Annotated in this window: 10 protein-coding genes; 8 read left to right on the plus strand and 2 right to left on the minus strand. The window is 56.4% G+C overall.

All coding sequences use genetic code 11. The features are described 5' to 3' along the window. Window positions 1-84 precede the first annotated feature (84 nt). The 5 genes from rlmD (at window position 85) to eno (ending at window position 8,249) form a co-directional block, all read left to right on the plus strand. On the plus strand, window positions 85-1,389 hold the full coding sequence (gene rlmD / locus R0140_RS04870; protein WP_032740921.1) for a 23S rRNA (uracil(1939)-C(5))-methyltransferase RlmD: 1,305 nt from the start codon (window positions 85-87) through the stop codon (window positions 1,387-1,389). Between the two features lie 121 nt (window positions 1,390-1,510). Next, window positions 1,511-3,748 (plus strand): GTP diphosphokinase, encoded by a 2,238-nt coding sequence (gene relA / locus R0140_RS04875; protein ID WP_008806246.1) that lies wholly within the window; start codon window positions 1,511-1,513, stop codon window positions 3,746-3,748. 412 nt (window positions 3,749-4,160) lie between these two features. Then, window positions 4,161-4,952 (plus strand): nucleoside triphosphate pyrophosphohydrolase, encoded by a 792-nt coding sequence (gene mazG, locus R0140_RS04880; RefSeq protein ID WP_016161725.1) that lies wholly within the window; start codon window positions 4,161-4,163, stop codon window positions 4,950-4,952. Between the two features lie 280 nt (window positions 4,953-5,232). After that, window positions 5,233-6,870, plus strand: coding sequence for a glutamine hydrolyzing CTP synthase (gene pyrG, locus R0140_RS04885; protein WP_008806244.1), 1,638 nt, complete (start codon window positions 5,233-5,235; stop codon window positions 6,868-6,870). Between the two features lie 80 nt (window positions 6,871-6,950). Continuing rightward, a complete protein-coding gene (eno, locus tag R0140_RS04890; protein ID WP_008806243.1) occupies window positions 6,951-8,249 on the plus strand; it encodes a phosphopyruvate hydratase in 1,299 nt (432 codons plus the stop codon). A gap of 63 nt (window positions 8,250-8,312) precedes the next feature. On the opposite strand, the gene R0140_RS04895 is transcribed toward eno, so the two are convergent. Further along, window positions 8,313-9,422, minus strand: coding sequence for an SDR family oxidoreductase (locus R0140_RS04895; RefSeq protein ID WP_032740919.1), 1,110 nt, complete (start codon window positions 9,420-9,422; stop codon window positions 8,313-8,315). Between the two features lie 475 nt (window positions 9,423-9,897). Between R0140_RS04895 and queE the strand changes: the two genes are divergently transcribed. Continuing rightward, window positions 9,898-10,569, plus strand: a complete 672-nt coding sequence (gene queE, locus R0140_RS04900; protein ID WP_008806241.1) for a 7-carboxy-7-deazaguanine synthase QueE — start codon at window positions 9,898-9,900, stop codon at window positions 10,567-10,569. Window positions 10,570-10,610: 41 nt separating this feature from the next. Here queE and queD read toward each other — a convergent pair whose 3' ends face one another. Then, entirely contained in the window at window positions 10,611-10,976 is a 366-nt protein-coding gene (gene queD, locus R0140_RS04905) for a 6-carboxytetrahydropterin synthase QueD (RefSeq protein WP_012967329.1), read from the minus strand. Between the two features lie 316 nt (window positions 10,977-11,292). On the opposite strand from queD, the gene cysJ reads away from it, so the two are divergent. Beyond that, window positions 11,293-13,092, plus strand: a complete 1,800-nt coding sequence (gene cysJ, locus R0140_RS04910) for an NADPH-dependent assimilatory sulfite reductase flavoprotein subunit (protein ID WP_032740917.1) — start codon at window positions 11,293-11,295, stop codon at window positions 13,090-13,092. Continuing rightward, a complete protein-coding gene (gene cysI / locus R0140_RS04915; RefSeq protein ID WP_008806239.1) occupies window positions 13,092-14,804 on the plus strand; it encodes an assimilatory sulfite reductase (NADPH) hemoprotein subunit in 1,713 nt (570 codons plus the stop codon). The genes cysJ and cysI overlap by 1 nt, the downstream gene beginning before the upstream one ends. The last annotated feature ends 34 nt before the right edge of the window (window positions 14,805-14,838 follow it).

The raw sequence follows: 14,838 nt of genomic DNA on the forward strand, positions 1-14,838 counted from the left end.
TCATCGTTCTGTGCGCGTCGGTGCGCTTCGCGGCACTGCCGCCCTGAACGAGCTCGTTTTATTTGATTGAGACAACTCTCTACGATGGCGCAATTCTACTCTGCAAAACGGCGTGTGACGACGCGCCAGATCATAACCGTTACAGTCAATGACCTCGATCCCTTTGGTCAGGGCGTTGCCCGTCACCAGGGGAAGGCGCTGTTCGTGAGCGGTTTGCTGCCGCAGGAGCAGGCCGAGGTGGTGCTGGTGGAAGACAAAAAACAGTACGCCCGCGCCCAGGTGAAACGCCGTCTAACCGACAGCCCGCAGCGCCAGGCGCCGCGCTGCCCGCATTTTGGCGTCTGCGGCGGCTGCCAACAGCAGCATGCCAGCGTCGCGCTTCAGCAGCAAAGTAAACGCGCCGCGCTGGCGCGGCTGATGAAGCGTGAGGTGGATGAGGTCATCGCCGGCATGCCGTGGGGCTACCGCCGTCGCGCGCGCTTAAGCTTGAATTATCAGCCAAAGACCCAACAATTGCAGATGGGTTTTCGCCAGGCCAACGCCAAAGCGATCGTCGATGTGGTGCAATGCCCTGTTTTGGTGCCCCAGCTTGAGGCATTGCTGCCCGCCGTGCGTGAGTGCTTAAGCGCGCTGAGCGCATTACGCCACCTCGGCCACGTCGAGCTGGTGCAGGCGGACAACGGCCCGCTGATGGTGCTGCGCCATACCGCCGCGCTGCCAGCGGGCGACAGGGAAAAACTGGAACGCTTTTCGCAAACTCACGGTCTTTCTCTGTACCTCGCGCCGCAAAGCGAGATACTGGAACATATTCATGGCGAAGCGCCATGGTACACCTCAGACGGACTACGCTTAGTGTTCAGTCCGCGGGATTTTATCCAGGTCAACGACGGCGTGAATCAGCAGATGGTGCGTACTGCGCTGGAATGGCTGGATCTGCGGCCGGAGGACCGGGTGCTGGATCTGTTCTGCGGGATGGGGAACTTTACCCTGCCGCTGGCGACGCGAGCCGCCCAGGTGGTGGGGGTGGAAGGGGTGCCCGCGCTGGTAGAAAAGGGGCGGGAAAACGCCGCTCTCAATGGTTTATCAAATGTCACTTTCTTCCATGAAAATCTGGAAGAGGATGTCACCCGTCAGGCCTGGGCGAAGCACGGCTTTGATAAGGTGCTGCTGGACCCGGCCCGCGCCGGCGCGCCGGGCGTGATGCCGCATATTATAAAACTGGCACCGCGGCGGGTGGTGTATGTTTCCTGCAACCCGGCGACGCTGGCGCGAGACAGCGAAACCCTGTTGCAGGCTGGATATCAGATTCAACGCCTGGCGATGCTGGATATGTTCCCGCATACCGGTCATCTGGAATCAATGGTGTTGTTTGAGCGCAGGCTTACATAAGGTCATTCACAACGTCGCAGAAGAGCCACCCTGGCCGTCAATGCTGACGCGACCTGCAGGATGACATGTAGAAAGTTGAGGCTTGCCGACTTCGGCAGGCCGGTCCCTTAAGGAGAGGACAATGGTTGCGGTAAGAAGTGCACATCTTAATAAAGCTGGTGAATTTGACCCGAAGAAATGGATCGCGAGTCTGGGGATTTCCAGCCAGCAGTCGTGTGAGCGCTTAGCCGAAACCTGGGATTATTGTCGCGAAAAAACGCAAGGACACCCGCAGGCAGACCTGCTGCTGTGGCGTGGCGTCGAAATGGTGGAGATTCTGTCCACCCTGAGTATGGATCTCGATACGCTGCGCGCGGCGCTGTTGTTCCCACTGGCGGACGGTGAAGTCGTTAGTGAAGAGGTCATGCAGGAGAGCGTGGGTAAATCGGTCGTGACCCTGATTCACGGGGTGCGGGACATGGCCGCTATCCGCCAGCTAAAAGCCACCCATAACGACTCGGTATCTTCCGAGCAGGTGGATAACATTCGCCGCATGCTGCTGGCGATGGTTGACGATTTCCGCTGCGTGGTCATCAAGCTTGCTGAGCGGATCGCGCATCTGCGCGAGGTCAAAGACGCGCCGGAAGATGAACGCGTGCTGGCGGCGAAAGAGTGCACCAATATCTATGCGCCGCTGGCGAACCGCTTAGGTATCGGCCAGCTGAAGTGGGAGCTGGAAGATTACTGCTTCCGTTATCTGCATCCGGCAGAATACAAGCGCATTGCTAAACTGCTCCACGAACGCCGTATCGACCGTGAGCATTACATCGACGAGTTCGTCGGTCACCTGCGCTCGGAGATGAAAGCCGAAGGCGTCAAGGCGGAAGTCTATGGCCGGCCGAAGCACATCTACAGCATCTGGCGCAAAATGCAGAAAAAACACCTCGCGTTTGACGAGCTGTTTGACGTTCGCGCGGTGCGCATCGTGGCCGAGCGTTTGCAGGATTGTTACGCCGCGCTGGGGATCGTCCATACCCACTATCGTCACCTGCCGGATGAATTCGATGACTACGTGGCCAACCCGAAACCCAACGGCTATCAGTCTATTCATACCGTGGTGCTGGGCCCGAGCGGCAAGACGGTGGAGATTCAAATTCGCACCCGGCAGATGCATGAAGATGCTGAGCTTGGCGTGGCTGCGCACTGGAAGTACAAAGAGGGGGCGGGAGCGGGCACCGGCGGTGGCCGTGGCTATGAGGACCGCATCGCCTGGCTGCGTAAGCTGATTGCCTGGCAGGAAGAGATGGCCGACTCTGGCGAAATGCTCGACGAAGTGCGCAGTCAGGTTTTCGACGATCGGGTGTATGTCTTTACACCGAAAGGCGACGTGGTGGACCTGCCAGCGGGGTCGACGCCGCTCGACTTTGCCTACCATATTCACAGCGACGTCGGCCATCGCTGCATCGGCGCCAAAATTGGCGGCCGTATCGTGCCGTTCACCTATCAGCTGCAGATGGGCGATCAGATCGAAATTATTACCCAGAAGCAGCCGAACCCGAGCCGCGACTGGCTGAACCCTAACCTCGGCTACGTGACCACCAGTCGCGGACGCTCGAAGATCCACGCCTGGTTCCGTAAACAGGACCGCGACAAGAATATTCTCGCCGGTCGGCAGATCCTCGACGACGAGCTGGAGCATCTGGGCATCAGTCTTAAGGATGCGGAAAAACACCTGCTGCCGCGCTACAACTTCAACGAGCTCGATGAACTACTGGCTGCCATTGGCGGCGGCGATATCCGTCTCAACCAGATGGTCAATTTCCTGCAGGCGCAGTTCAATAAACCGAGCGCCGCTGAGCAGGATGCGGCCGCGCTGAAGCAGCTGCAGCAGAAAACCTACGCCCCACAGAACCGCACCAAGGATAATGGCCGGGTGGTGGTGGAAGGGGTAGGCAACCTGATGCACCATATTGCCCGCTGCTGCCAGCCGATCCCGGGCGATGAGATCGTCGGCTTTATCACCCAGGGGCGCGGGATTTCCGTGCATCGCGCCGACTGCGATCAGCTGGCTGAACTGCAGTCGCATGCTCCGGAGCGCATCGTCGATGCGGTATGGGGTGAAAGCTACTCGGCGGGCTACTCGCTGGTGGTCAGGGTGGAGGCGAACGATCGCAGCGGTTTACTGCGCGATATCACCACCATTCTCGCCAATGAGAAGGTGAATGTGCTGGGTGTCGCCAGCCGCAGCGATACCCGTCAGCAGCTGGCAACCATCGATATGACCATTGAGATTTACAACCTGCAGGTGCTGGGCCGGGTGCTTGGTAAGCTCAACCAGGTGCCCGATGTCATTGACGCGCGCCGTCTGCACGGCGGTTAAGTCCTCTCCAGGCCAGGTCAATGAATGACCGCTGGGGCAATGGCTGCTGAAACTGCCGGCGTTGGCGGCCTCAAAATCGCTGAGACGTTCCTGGAAGGCAGGGGCAGCCCGCATGGATGCGGGCTGAGGGCCGTGTTTTGCAGGGACGCTGCCTCGGCCCGACCCGAAGCCTGCAGGGATAAGTCGAAGGCACCGCGCAGCGGCGATTTTGCTGGCCGGAGCCCGGGGGTACAGGGGGCGGCGGCGACTGGCCGCCCCCTGTGCGCTCCCTGTACCACAGGAGACATATGGCAGAACATTTACCGGGAGCGCAAAGTACGCTGGAGTCACACGTGAAAAACGCTTTTCCCGGGCTCAAAAGTTGCAAACCGATATCAATTTCTACCATTTTTTACATTTCCAGGATCCTCACATGACCCAAATCGACCGCCTGCTCGGCATTATGAAGCGCCTGCGCGACCCGGAAAACGGCTGCCCGTGGGATAAAGAGCAGACCTTTGCCACTATCGCCCCTTACACCCTTGAGGAGACCTACGAGGTCCTCGATGCTATCCAGCGGGAAGATTTTGACGACCTGCGCGGTGAGCTGGGCGATCTGCTGTTCCAGGTGGTGTTCTATGCGCAAATGGCGCAGGAAGAGGGACGCTTTAACTTTGACGATATCTGCGCTGCCATCAGCGACAAGCTGGAGCGTCGCCATCCCCATATTTTCGCTGATGCTACCGCAGGAAACAGCAGCGAAGTCCTGGCGCGCTGGGAGCAGATCAAAAGCGCGGAGCGGGCGGAAAAAGCCCAGCACTCGGCGCTGGACGATATTCCCCATAGCCTGCCGGCGCTAATGCGCGCGCACAAAATCCAGCGCCGCTGCTCGGCGGTCGGTTTCGACTGGACCTCGCTGGGACCGGTGCTCGACAAGGTGCATGAAGAAATTGATGAAGTGATGCATGAAGCGCAGCAGGCGGTGGTGGATGAAGCAAAACTGGAAGAGGAAGTGGGCGATCTGCTGTTTGCCACGGTGAATTTATCCCGTCATTTAGGGGTCAAAGCCGAGGTGGCGCTGCAGAAAGCAAACCGCAAATTTGAGCGTCGCTTCCGCGAGGTCGAGCGCATTGTCGCCGCCCGCGGCCTGGAAATGACCGGCATCGACCTCGATACCATGGAAGAAGTGTGGCAGGAAGTAAAACGCCAGGAAACTGATCTCTAACGAGTTTTCGTGATCAAGCGCGATTTGTGTGATTTTATAAATAACAAGCGCTTGATTTACGTCAAAAACATTTCGCCAAAAGCGTCTATTTTCTCTTTCCGTTATGTCGTTGAAACACCATGTAGCCTGCCTCTTCGAGTTGTTCGAGTCGCAACACAGGTGCAACTTGAAGAACGAAGGGGAGGGGAAGAATGAAAGTTTGTGGCGTCACGCATGTTCGGGTATACTACTTTCCCGTCCTGGTTATTCCATCGTTTTACCCTAACTTCTCAGGTTCAGCATGACAACGAACTATATTTTTGTGACCGGCGGGGTCGTATCCTCTCTGGGTAAAGGCATTGCCGCAGCCTCCCTGGCAGCCATTCTTGAAGCCCGTGGTCTCAACGTGACCATCATGAAACTGGATCCGTATATCAACGTCGATCCGGGCACCATGAGCCCAATCCAGCATGGGGAAGTGTTCGTTACTGAAGACGGCGCAGAAACCGATCTGGACCTGGGCCACTATGAGCGTTTCATCCGTACCAAGATGACGCGTCGCAACAACTTCACCACCGGCCGTATCTACTCCGACGTACTGCGCAAAGAGCGCCGTGGCGACTATCTGGGTGCCACCGTTCAGGTTATTCCACACATCACCAACGCTATCAAAGAGCGCGTACTGGCGGGCGGCGAAGGCCATGACGTCGTACTGGTGGAAATCGGCGGTACCGTAGGCGATATCGAATCCCTGCCGTTCCTCGAAGCCATTCGTCAGATGGCGGTAGAGATCGGCCGCGAGCATACCCTGTTTATGCACCTGACCCTGGTGCCGTACATGGCCGCTGCGGGCGAAGTCAAAACCAAGCCGACCCAGCACTCCGTGAAAGAGCTGCTCTCCATCGGTATCCAGCCAGATATCCTGATCTGCCGCTCAGACCGCGCGGTTCCGGCCAACGAACGAGCCAAAATTGCTTTGTTCTGTAACGTTCCGGAAAAGGCTGTGATTTCTCTGAAAGACGTCGATTCCATTTATAAAATTCCGGGCCTGTTGAAATCTCAGGGGCTGGACGATTATATTTGTAAACGATTCAGCTTAACTTGTCCGGAAGCAAACCTGGCCGAATGGGAACAGGTAATCTATGAAGAAGCCAATCCGGCAGGCGAAGTCACCATTGGTATGGTCGGTAAGTACATTGAACTGCCGGATGCCTACAAGTCGGTGATTGAAGCGCTGAAACACGGTGGTCTGAAAAACCGCGTGACCGTCAACATCAAGCTGATCGATTCGCAGGATGTGGAAACGCGCGGCGTCGAAATCCTCAAGGATTTAGATGCTATCCTTATCCCGGGCGGCTTCGGCTACCGCGGTGTGGAAGGTAAGATCGCCACCGCGCGCTATGCGCGTGAGAACAATATTCCTTATCTGGGCATCTGCCTGGGTATGCAGGTTGCGCTGATTGAGTTCGCGCGCAACGTAGCGGGTATGGAAAACGCCAACTCGACGGAATTTGTGCCAGACTGTAAATACCCGGTTGTGGCCCTGATTACCGAATGGCGTGACGAAGATGGCAACGTTGAAGTCCGCTCCGAGAAGAGCGATCTGGGCGGCACCATGCGCCTGGGCGCACAGCAGTGCCAGCTGGATGATGAATCTCTGGTGCGCCAGCTGTACGGCGAGCCGACCATCACCGAGCGCCATCGTCACCGCTACGAAGTCAACAACATGTTGTTGAAACCGATTGAAGCTGCTGGTCTGCGCGTTGCGGGCCGTTCCGGGGATGATCAGTTGGTCGAGATCATCGAAGTGCCGAACCATCCGTGGTTTGTTGCCTGCCAGTTCCACCCGGAGTTTACTTCGACGCCGCGTGATGGGCACCCGCTGTTTGCTGGCTTTGTGAAAGCCGCGAGCGAGTACCAGAAGCGTCAGGCGAAGTAAAAGAGTTAGAACGGCAATGCACCCAACTGGGTGCATTGTTTGTCTGGAGTTTTAGTTTAACTTGTACTGAGGAAAACCTAATGTCCAAAATCGTTAAAGTCATCGGTCGTGAAATCATCGACTCCCGTGGTAACCCGACTGTTGAAGCCGAAGTACACCTGGAAGGTGGTTTCGTCGGTATGGCAGCTGCTCCGTCAGGTGCTTCTACTGGTTCCCGCGAAGCGCTGGAACTGCGCGATGGCGACAAATCCCGTTTTCTGGGTAAAGGCGTAACCAAAGCTGTTGCTGCGGTAAACGGCCCGATCGCTCAGGCAATCCTGGGCAAAGATGCTAAAGATCAGGCTGGCATCGACAAGATCATGATCGACCTGGACGGTACTGAAAACAAATCTAACTTCGGTGCGAACGCTATCCTGGCTGTTTCTCTGGCAAACGCCAAAGCAGCTGCAGCGTCCAAAGGCCTGCCGCTGTACGCGCACATCGCGGAACTGAACGGCACTCCGGGCAAATACTCCATGCCGGTTCCGATGATGAACATCATCAACGGTGGTGAGCACGCTGACAACAACGTCGACATCCAGGAATTCATGATTCAGCCGGTTGGCGCGCCGACCCTGAAAGAAGCCGTACGCATGGGTTCTGAAGTGTTCCATCACCTGGCGAAAGTGCTGAAGTCCAAAGGCATGAACACTGCCGTTGGTGACGAAGGCGGCTACGCGCCGAACCTGGGTTCTAACGCCGAAGCACTGGCTGTTATCGCTGAAGCGGTTAAAGCTGCTGGCTACGAGCTGGGCAAAGACATCACCCTGGCGATGGACTGCGCAGCATCTGAATTCTACAAAGACGGTAAATACGTTCTGGCTGGCGAAGGCAACAAAGCGTTCACCTCTGAAGAGTTCACTCACTTCCTGGAAGACCTGACCAAACAGTACCCGATCGTCTCCATCGAAGATGGCCTGGACGAATCTGACTGGGACGGTTTCGCATACCAGACCAAAGTACTGGGCGACAAAATCCAGCTGGTTGGTGACGACCTGTTCGTAACCAACACCAAGATCCTGAAAGAAGGCATCGAAAAAGGCATCGCTAACTCCATCCTGATCAAATTCAACCAGATCGGTTCTCTGACCGAAACTCTGGCTGCCATCAAGATGGCGAAAGACGCTGGCTACACCGCTGTCATCTCTCACCGTTCTGGCGAAACTGAAGACGCGACCATCGCTGACCTGGCTGTCGGTACCGCTGCAGGCCAGATCAAAACCGGTTCTATGAGCCGTTCTGACCGCGTTGCTAAATACAACCAGCTGATTCGTATCGAAGAAGCGCTGGGTGAGCAAGCGCCGTTCAACGGTCGTAAAGAGATCAAAGGCCAGGCATAATCCTGTCTTTGTGAAATAATAATGCCAGCCTCAGGGCTGGCATTTTTTTTACCTCGTCGGCGATTATTTAAAATCGACGGCCATTTGCTGGGGGATCGACAGCCCGCGAGTGGTCTCCACGCAGCGGTCGATGTAATCCGTAAAACGCGGTGGTTTTGGCATTCCCATGCTCAACAGCTTGTCGTTACTAAAGCGCACATTCAACGTAGCGAACGCGCCATATAAGCGCATGGCTTTCAGCATCAGACGTTCATTGCATGGCCCAAATATCCCTTTCAGTTCACGACGCATTTTGACCAGCGTGTCATAGCTGACCTGGGCGTACTTATCCCCCACCGGGGCCTGTTCGAGGGCCTGAGCCATCGCCCGGTCGATTTCGGCAAACTTCACGCTATTCTCCTCCCCGGCAGAGATGTGCACCACTTCGCCGTGAGCCAGCGGCTGGTTAAGCAGCATCAGCAGGGCATCAGCGCAGTAGTCCACCGGGATGACATCGATTCGGTCCTCCATGGAACATAAAAATTTCTGCAGCATCAGCCCCATGCTGAACACCCAGAAAATACTGCTGGAAGGCCGACAGCCGTGATGGGTATGACCCACCACGATAGAAGGGCGGGCAATGACCAGCGGCAGTGTAGGGCAATGCTGCTGCATCAACTGCTCGATGGTTGATTTCGAGTGGGTGTATTCCACCAGGTGCTCAGCGCGTTCCCGAAACTCCGCGCTTTCGGCGACCAGTGAATCCGGCTCAGGCGAGCAGGACATGGCTGTGCCGACGTGCAGAAAACGCTGCAGACCCTCAACCTGCGCCATCCGTTGCGCCAGGCGCAGCGTACCCTCAACGTTAACCTTCCAGATGAGCGGGTTGCTGCCAAACGAGGCGACAGCGGCGCAGTTGAGGACATGCGTCACCTGATCGAGGCGCGGATCGTTAAGAAAATGCTCCGGAGAGGCGAGATCGCCCAGCAGGATATGCTGCTGGCGCAACATCGCCAGCTTCTCCTCGGCGATGTTGAACTTACGCATGTTCTCTTTGACCCGTTCGAGGCCAGACTCGGGGCTATCAGCACGCACGAGCAGCAGCAGATCTAACCGGGTTTCCTGATGGAGTATTTTCTCTAACGCGGCACCGCCCAGAAACCCCGTAACGCCGGTAATTAATAATGTGGTCATAAACGCTATCTCATTATGGTTGGTCTGCGGGATTCTAGGCGGGCAAAAGTAAACGACGATTAAATAAAAAAGGGGCCCGATCAGGGATTTATTAAGACCAGTTTAAGGTTATTATCACCGGCGGATTGAATTGGACTCGCAGATCGGCCAGATAATTCACTCTTTCATGTATCAGTTTGTACATCACTGTATTTTAATGTTTTTTATTTTGCTGTCTGGACCTTTTATTTTATCCTGAATGACAGGAATAACATTTTCTGTTACACATTTTCAGTCCACGTGTCAGAATATTAATTATTTTAATTCTTATCATGCTAATAAATTAAGCCAAAAGAAAAGATTGTTTCTTTAATCAATAATATTATTCCCGACACGGATATTGACGAAGGGGTAAAAAAGGGATCGCAGCGCAGGACAAGACCTGTGCGCTGAAATCTGCGATAATGGACGTTTATGACCCTAAACAGAGATGACTATGCAGTACCCGATTAACGAGATGTTCCAGACCCTGCAAGGCGAGGGTTACTTCACCGGCGTGCCTGCCATTTTTATTCGTCTGCAGGGATGCCCGGTAGGATGCGCGTGGTGCGACACCAAGCATACCTGGGACAAGCTGGCCGATCGGGAAGTGTCGTTGTTCAGCATCCTGGCGAAAACCAAAGAGAGCGATAAGTGGGGGCCGGCAAGCAGCGAGGATCTGCTGGCGATTATTGGGCGCCAGGGGTGGACTGCCCGCCACGTGGTCATTACCGGCGGTGAACCCTGCATTCATGATTTAACGCCGTTAACCTCGCTTCTGGAACAAAACGGCTTTAGCTGTCAGATTGAAACCAGCGGCACCCATGAAGTGCGCTGCAGCCACAACACCTGGGTGACGGTATCCCCGAAGGTCAATATGCGTGGTGGGTATGATGTGCTGTCGCAGGCTCTGCAGCGGGCGGATGAGATCAAGCATCCGGTAGGGCGTGTCCGCGACATCGAAGCGCTGGACGAACTGCTGGAAACGCTGAGCGATGACAAACCGCGGATCATCGCCCTGCAGCCGATTAGTCAGAAAGAAGACGCGACGCGCCTGTGTATCGACACCTGCATCGCCCGTAACTGGCGCCTGTCCATGCAGACGCACAAATATTTGAATATTGCCTGATAAAAAAGCCCGGCAGCGTACTGACCGGGCTTTTTTTTCGCTTACTCGCCGCGATAGATGCAGCCAGCGGTGCAGGTCTCTTTGACCATCACGGCGCTCAGCAGCGGTACCCGCGGTTTCATCTCATCCCAGATCCATTTCGCCAGCACTTCGCTGGTGGGGTTTTCCAGACCGGGGATATCGTTCAGATAATAGTGGTCCAGGCGATCGTATGTCGGCTTGAAGGCGGCCTTCAGCTCGGCAAAATCCATGATCCACCCGGTATGGGGATCGACTTCACCGGTGATCTCCAGACGCACCATAAAGGAGTGGCCATGCAGGCGACCGCATTTGTGCCCTTCCGGGACGTGCGGCAGGTGGTGGGCGGCTTCGAAGGTGAAATCTTTAAACAGCGTGGTGGACATCATTGACTCTCAACAGGACGAAAAAAACCGCCGTAGGGTACCGGAAAGCACATTTTTTCGCATTAACTAAAACGGCCCTGAACAGAAAATGGACACATTTATCTGGGTTATCTGAATTAAATGGTTATATTTCATGTGGTTATTTAATCGATTTTGTTGTTAATAACTACAACTAAAACAGGTTAGTCCATTTGGTTATTTATTATTTCCATCCCTTCTTTAATTGTTACTATCAGCACCGTTACCCTTCTATTCTCTTCTGTTTTTGTCGCGCTGACAGGGCGCGAACAACAGCTTTGCTTACTGGAACAAACGACGCATGACGACACAGGCCACACCTTCCAACTTGCTGCCGCTCAACCCGGAGCAACTGGCGCGCCTTCAGGCGGCCACCACTGACTTCACGCCCACTCAGCTTGCCTGGGTGTCTGGCTATTTCTGGGGCGTGCTGAATCAGCAGTCCGGCGCGGCTGTGGCCGTTCCTGCCCAGGCCGCTGAGGTGCCCTCGATCACGCTGATTTCCGCCTCGCAAACCGGCAATGCCCGCCGCGTCGCCGAAGCGCTGCGCGACGATCTGCTGGCAGCGAAGCTGAACGTGAAGCTGGTGAATGCAGGCGATTATAAATTCAAACAAATTGCTGCGGAAAAACTGCTGGTGGTCGTGACGTCCACCCAGGGGGAAGGTGAGCCGCCGGAAGAAGCGGTCGCATTGCATAAGTTCCTGTTCTCGAAAAAAGCGCCGAAGCTGGACGGGACCGCGTTCGCTGTCTTTGGCCTCGGCGATACTTCTTATGAATTCTTCTGCCAGTCTGGCAAAGATTTCGACAGCAAGCTGGCCGAGCTCGGCGCGGAACGCCTGCTCGATCGCGTCGATGCCGACGTCGAATATCAGACCGCGGCTGCGGAATGGCGCGCGCGCGTCGTTGAGGTGCTGAAAGCCCGTGCGCCAGTGTCCGCGCCCGCCCAGCTGGCCACCAGCGGCGCGGTGAACGACATCCATACCAGCCCGTACACCAAAGAGGCTCCGCTGTCGGCGACCCTGTCGGTCAACCAGAAAATCACTGGCCGCGATTCCGAAAAAGATGTGCGCCATATCGAAATTGACCTCGGTGATTCCGGTCTGCGCTATCAGCCGGGCGACGCGCTGGGGGTCTGGTATCAAAACGATCCTCAGCTGGTCAAAGAGCTGGTGGAGCTGCTGTGGCTGAAAGGTGACGAGCCGGTAACCGTTGATGGCAAAACTCTGCCGCTGGCGGAAGCGCTGGAGTGGCATTTTGAGCTGACGGTTAACACCGCGACTATCGTCGAAAACTACGCCACCCTGACCCGCAGCGAATCGCTGCTGCCGCTGGTGGGCGATAAAGCTCAGCTGCAGCAGTATGCTGCTGCGACGCCGATCGTCGATATGGTCCGTTTCTCGCCGGCGCAGCTGGACGCCGAGGCGTTAATCGGTCTGCTGCGTCCGCTGACGCCGCGCCTGTACTCCATTGCCTCCTCACAGGCGGAAGTGGAGAGCGAAGTGCATGTCACCGTGGGCGTGGTGCGCTATGAAATAGAAGGCCGCGCCCGGGCTGGCGGTGCCTCCAGCTTCCTCGCCGACCGTGTGGAAGAAGATGGCGAAGTCCGCGTCTTTATTGAACACAATGACAACTTCCGTCTGCCGGCTAACCCGGAGACGCCGGTGATCATGATTGGCCCGGGCACCGGCATTGCGCCGTTCCGCGCCTTTATGCAGCAGCGCGCAGCGGACGGGGCGCAAGGCAAGAACTGGTTGTTCTTCGGCAACCCACACTTCACTGAAGATTTCCTCTATCAGGTAGAGTGGCAGAGCTATGTGAAGGAAGGTCTGCTGACCCGTATTGACCTGGCCTGGTCCCGCGATCAACAACAAAAAATCTACGTGCAGGACAAACTGCGCGAGCAGGGAGCCGAGCTGTGGCGCTGGATCAATGATGGCGCCCACATTTATGTCTGCGGCGACGCCAATCGTATGGCGAAAGACGTGGAACATACTTTACTGGAAGTGATTGCCGAATACGGCGCGATGGACGCCGAAGCGGCGGACGAATTTTTAAGTGAGCTGCGCGTTGAGCGCCGTTATCAGCGAGATGTCTACTAATGAGTGAAAAACATCCGGGGCCTTTAGTGGTCGAAGGTAAACTGACCGATGCCGAGCGCATGAAGCTTGAGAGCAACTACCTGCGCGGCACCATTGCGGAAGATTTAAACGACGGTCTGACCGGCGGTTTTAAAGGTGATAACTTCCTGCTGATCCGTTTCCACGGCATGTACCAGCAGGACGATCGCGATATCCGCGCGGAACGCGCCGCCCAGAAGCTGGAGCCGCGCCATGCGATGCTGCTGCGCTGCCGTCTGCCGGGCGGGGTGATCACCACCACCCAGTGGAAGGCGATCGATAAGTTTGCCGCGGACAACACCATTTACGGCAGTATTCGTCTGACCAACCGGCAGACGTTCCAGTTCCACGGCATTCTGAAAAAGAACGTGAAACCGGTGCATCAGATGCTGCACTCGGTGGGGCTGGACGCGCTGGCCACCGCCAACGATATGAACCGTAATGTGCTGTGCACCTCCAACCCGTACGAGTCGCAGCTGCACGCTGAGGCCTACGAGTGGGCGAAAAAGATCTCCGAGCATCTGCTGCCGCGTACCCGCGCTTATGCCGAGATCTGGCTGGATCAGAAAAAGGTCGCCACTACTGACGAAGAGCCGATCCTCGGTCAGACCTATCTGCCGCGTAAGTTTAAAACCACGGTGGTGATCCCGCCGCAGAACGATATCGATCTGCACGCTAACGACATGAACTTCGTGGCGATTGCCGAAAATGGCAAGCTGGTGGGCTTTAACCTGCTGGTGGGCGGCGGTCTCTCAATCGAACACGGCAACAAGAAAACCTACGCCCGCACGGCGAGCGAATTCGGTTATCTGCCGCTGGAGCATACTCTGGCGGTGGCGGAAGCGGTCGTGACTACCCAGCGCGACTGGGGCAACCGTACCGACCGTAAGAATGCGAAAACCAAGTACACCCTTGAGCGCGTTGGCGTCGAAACCTTCAAGGCGGAAGTGGAGCGCCGGGCCGGCATTAAGTTTGAGCCGATCCGCCCGTACGAATTCACCGGCCGCGGCGACCGCATCGGCTGGGTGAAGGGGATTGATGACAAATGGCACCTGACGCTGTTTATTGAAAACGGCCGCATTCTCGATTATCCGGGTCGTCCGCTGAAGACTGGCCTGCTGGAGATTGCTAAGATCCATAAAGGCGAATTCCGCATCACCGCCAACCAGAACCTGATCGTTGCCAGCGTACCGGAAGATCAGAAGGCGCGGATCGAGAAGCTGGCGCGGGATCATGGTCTGATGAATGCCGTTACTCCGCAGCGCGAAAACTCGATGGCCTGCGTCTCCTTCCCGACCTGCCCGTTGGCAATGGCGGAAGCCGAACGTTTCCTGCCGTCGTTTATCGACAAGGTGGAAGGGGTGATGAACAAGCACGGCGTGAGCGATGAGCATATCGTCACCCGCGTCACCGGCTGCCCGAACGGCTGCGGCCGCGCGATGCTGGCGGAAGTGGGACTGGTGGGCAAAGCGCCGGGGCGCTACAACCTGCACCTTGGCGGTAACCGCAGCGGCACCCGCATCCCGCGGATGTACCGTGAGAATATTACCGAGTCGGAAATTCTCGACTCGCTAGACGAACTGGTAGGGCGCTGGGCGAAAGAGCGCGAAGCGGGTGAAGGCTTCGGCGACTTTACGGTGCGTGCGGGCATCATTCGCCCGGTGCTCGACCCAGCCCGCGATTTCTGGGAATAACATCCTGGTGCCCGGTGGCGCGTAGCGACCCGGG

The sequence above is a fragment of the Klebsiella sp. w6 genome (assembly GCF_033100215.1).
In the GTDB taxonomy this organism is placed as follows: Bacteria; Pseudomonadota; Gammaproteobacteria; order Enterobacterales; family Enterobacteriaceae; genus Klebsiella; species Klebsiella variicola.

Excerpts from the sequence above, each read along its gene's own strand:
- R0140_RS04895 (WP_032740919.1), bottom strand. The coding sequence starts at position 9,422 with ATGACCACATTATTAATTACCGGCGTTACGGGGTTTCTGGGCGGTGCC.
- cysI (WP_008806239.1), top strand. The coding sequence starts at position 13,092 with ATGAGTGAAAAACATCCGGGGCCTTTAGTGGTCGAAGGTAAACTGACC.
- rlmD (WP_032740921.1), top strand. The coding sequence starts at position 85 with ATGGCGCAATTCTACTCTGCAAAACGGCGTGTGACGACGCGCCAGATC.
- queD (WP_012967329.1), bottom strand. The coding sequence starts at position 10,976 with ATGATGTCCACCACGCTGTTTAAAGATTTCACCTTCGAAGCCGCCCAC.
- mazG (WP_016161725.1), top strand. The coding sequence starts at position 4,161 with ATGACCCAAATCGACCGCCTGCTCGGCATTATGAAGCGCCTGCGCGAC.
- queE (WP_008806241.1), top strand. The coding sequence starts at position 9,898 with ATGCAGTACCCGATTAACGAGATGTTCCAGACCCTGCAAGGCGAGGGT.
- cysJ (WP_032740917.1), top strand. The coding sequence starts at position 11,293 with ATGACGACACAGGCCACACCTTCCAACTTGCTGCCGCTCAACCCGGAG.
- relA (WP_008806246.1), top strand. The coding sequence starts at position 1,511 with ATGGTTGCGGTAAGAAGTGCACATCTTAATAAAGCTGGTGAATTTGAC.
- eno (WP_008806243.1), top strand. The coding sequence starts at position 6,951 with ATGTCCAAAATCGTTAAAGTCATCGGTCGTGAAATCATCGACTCCCGT.
- pyrG (WP_008806244.1), top strand. The coding sequence starts at position 5,233 with ATGACAACGAACTATATTTTTGTGACCGGCGGGGTCGTATCCTCTCTG.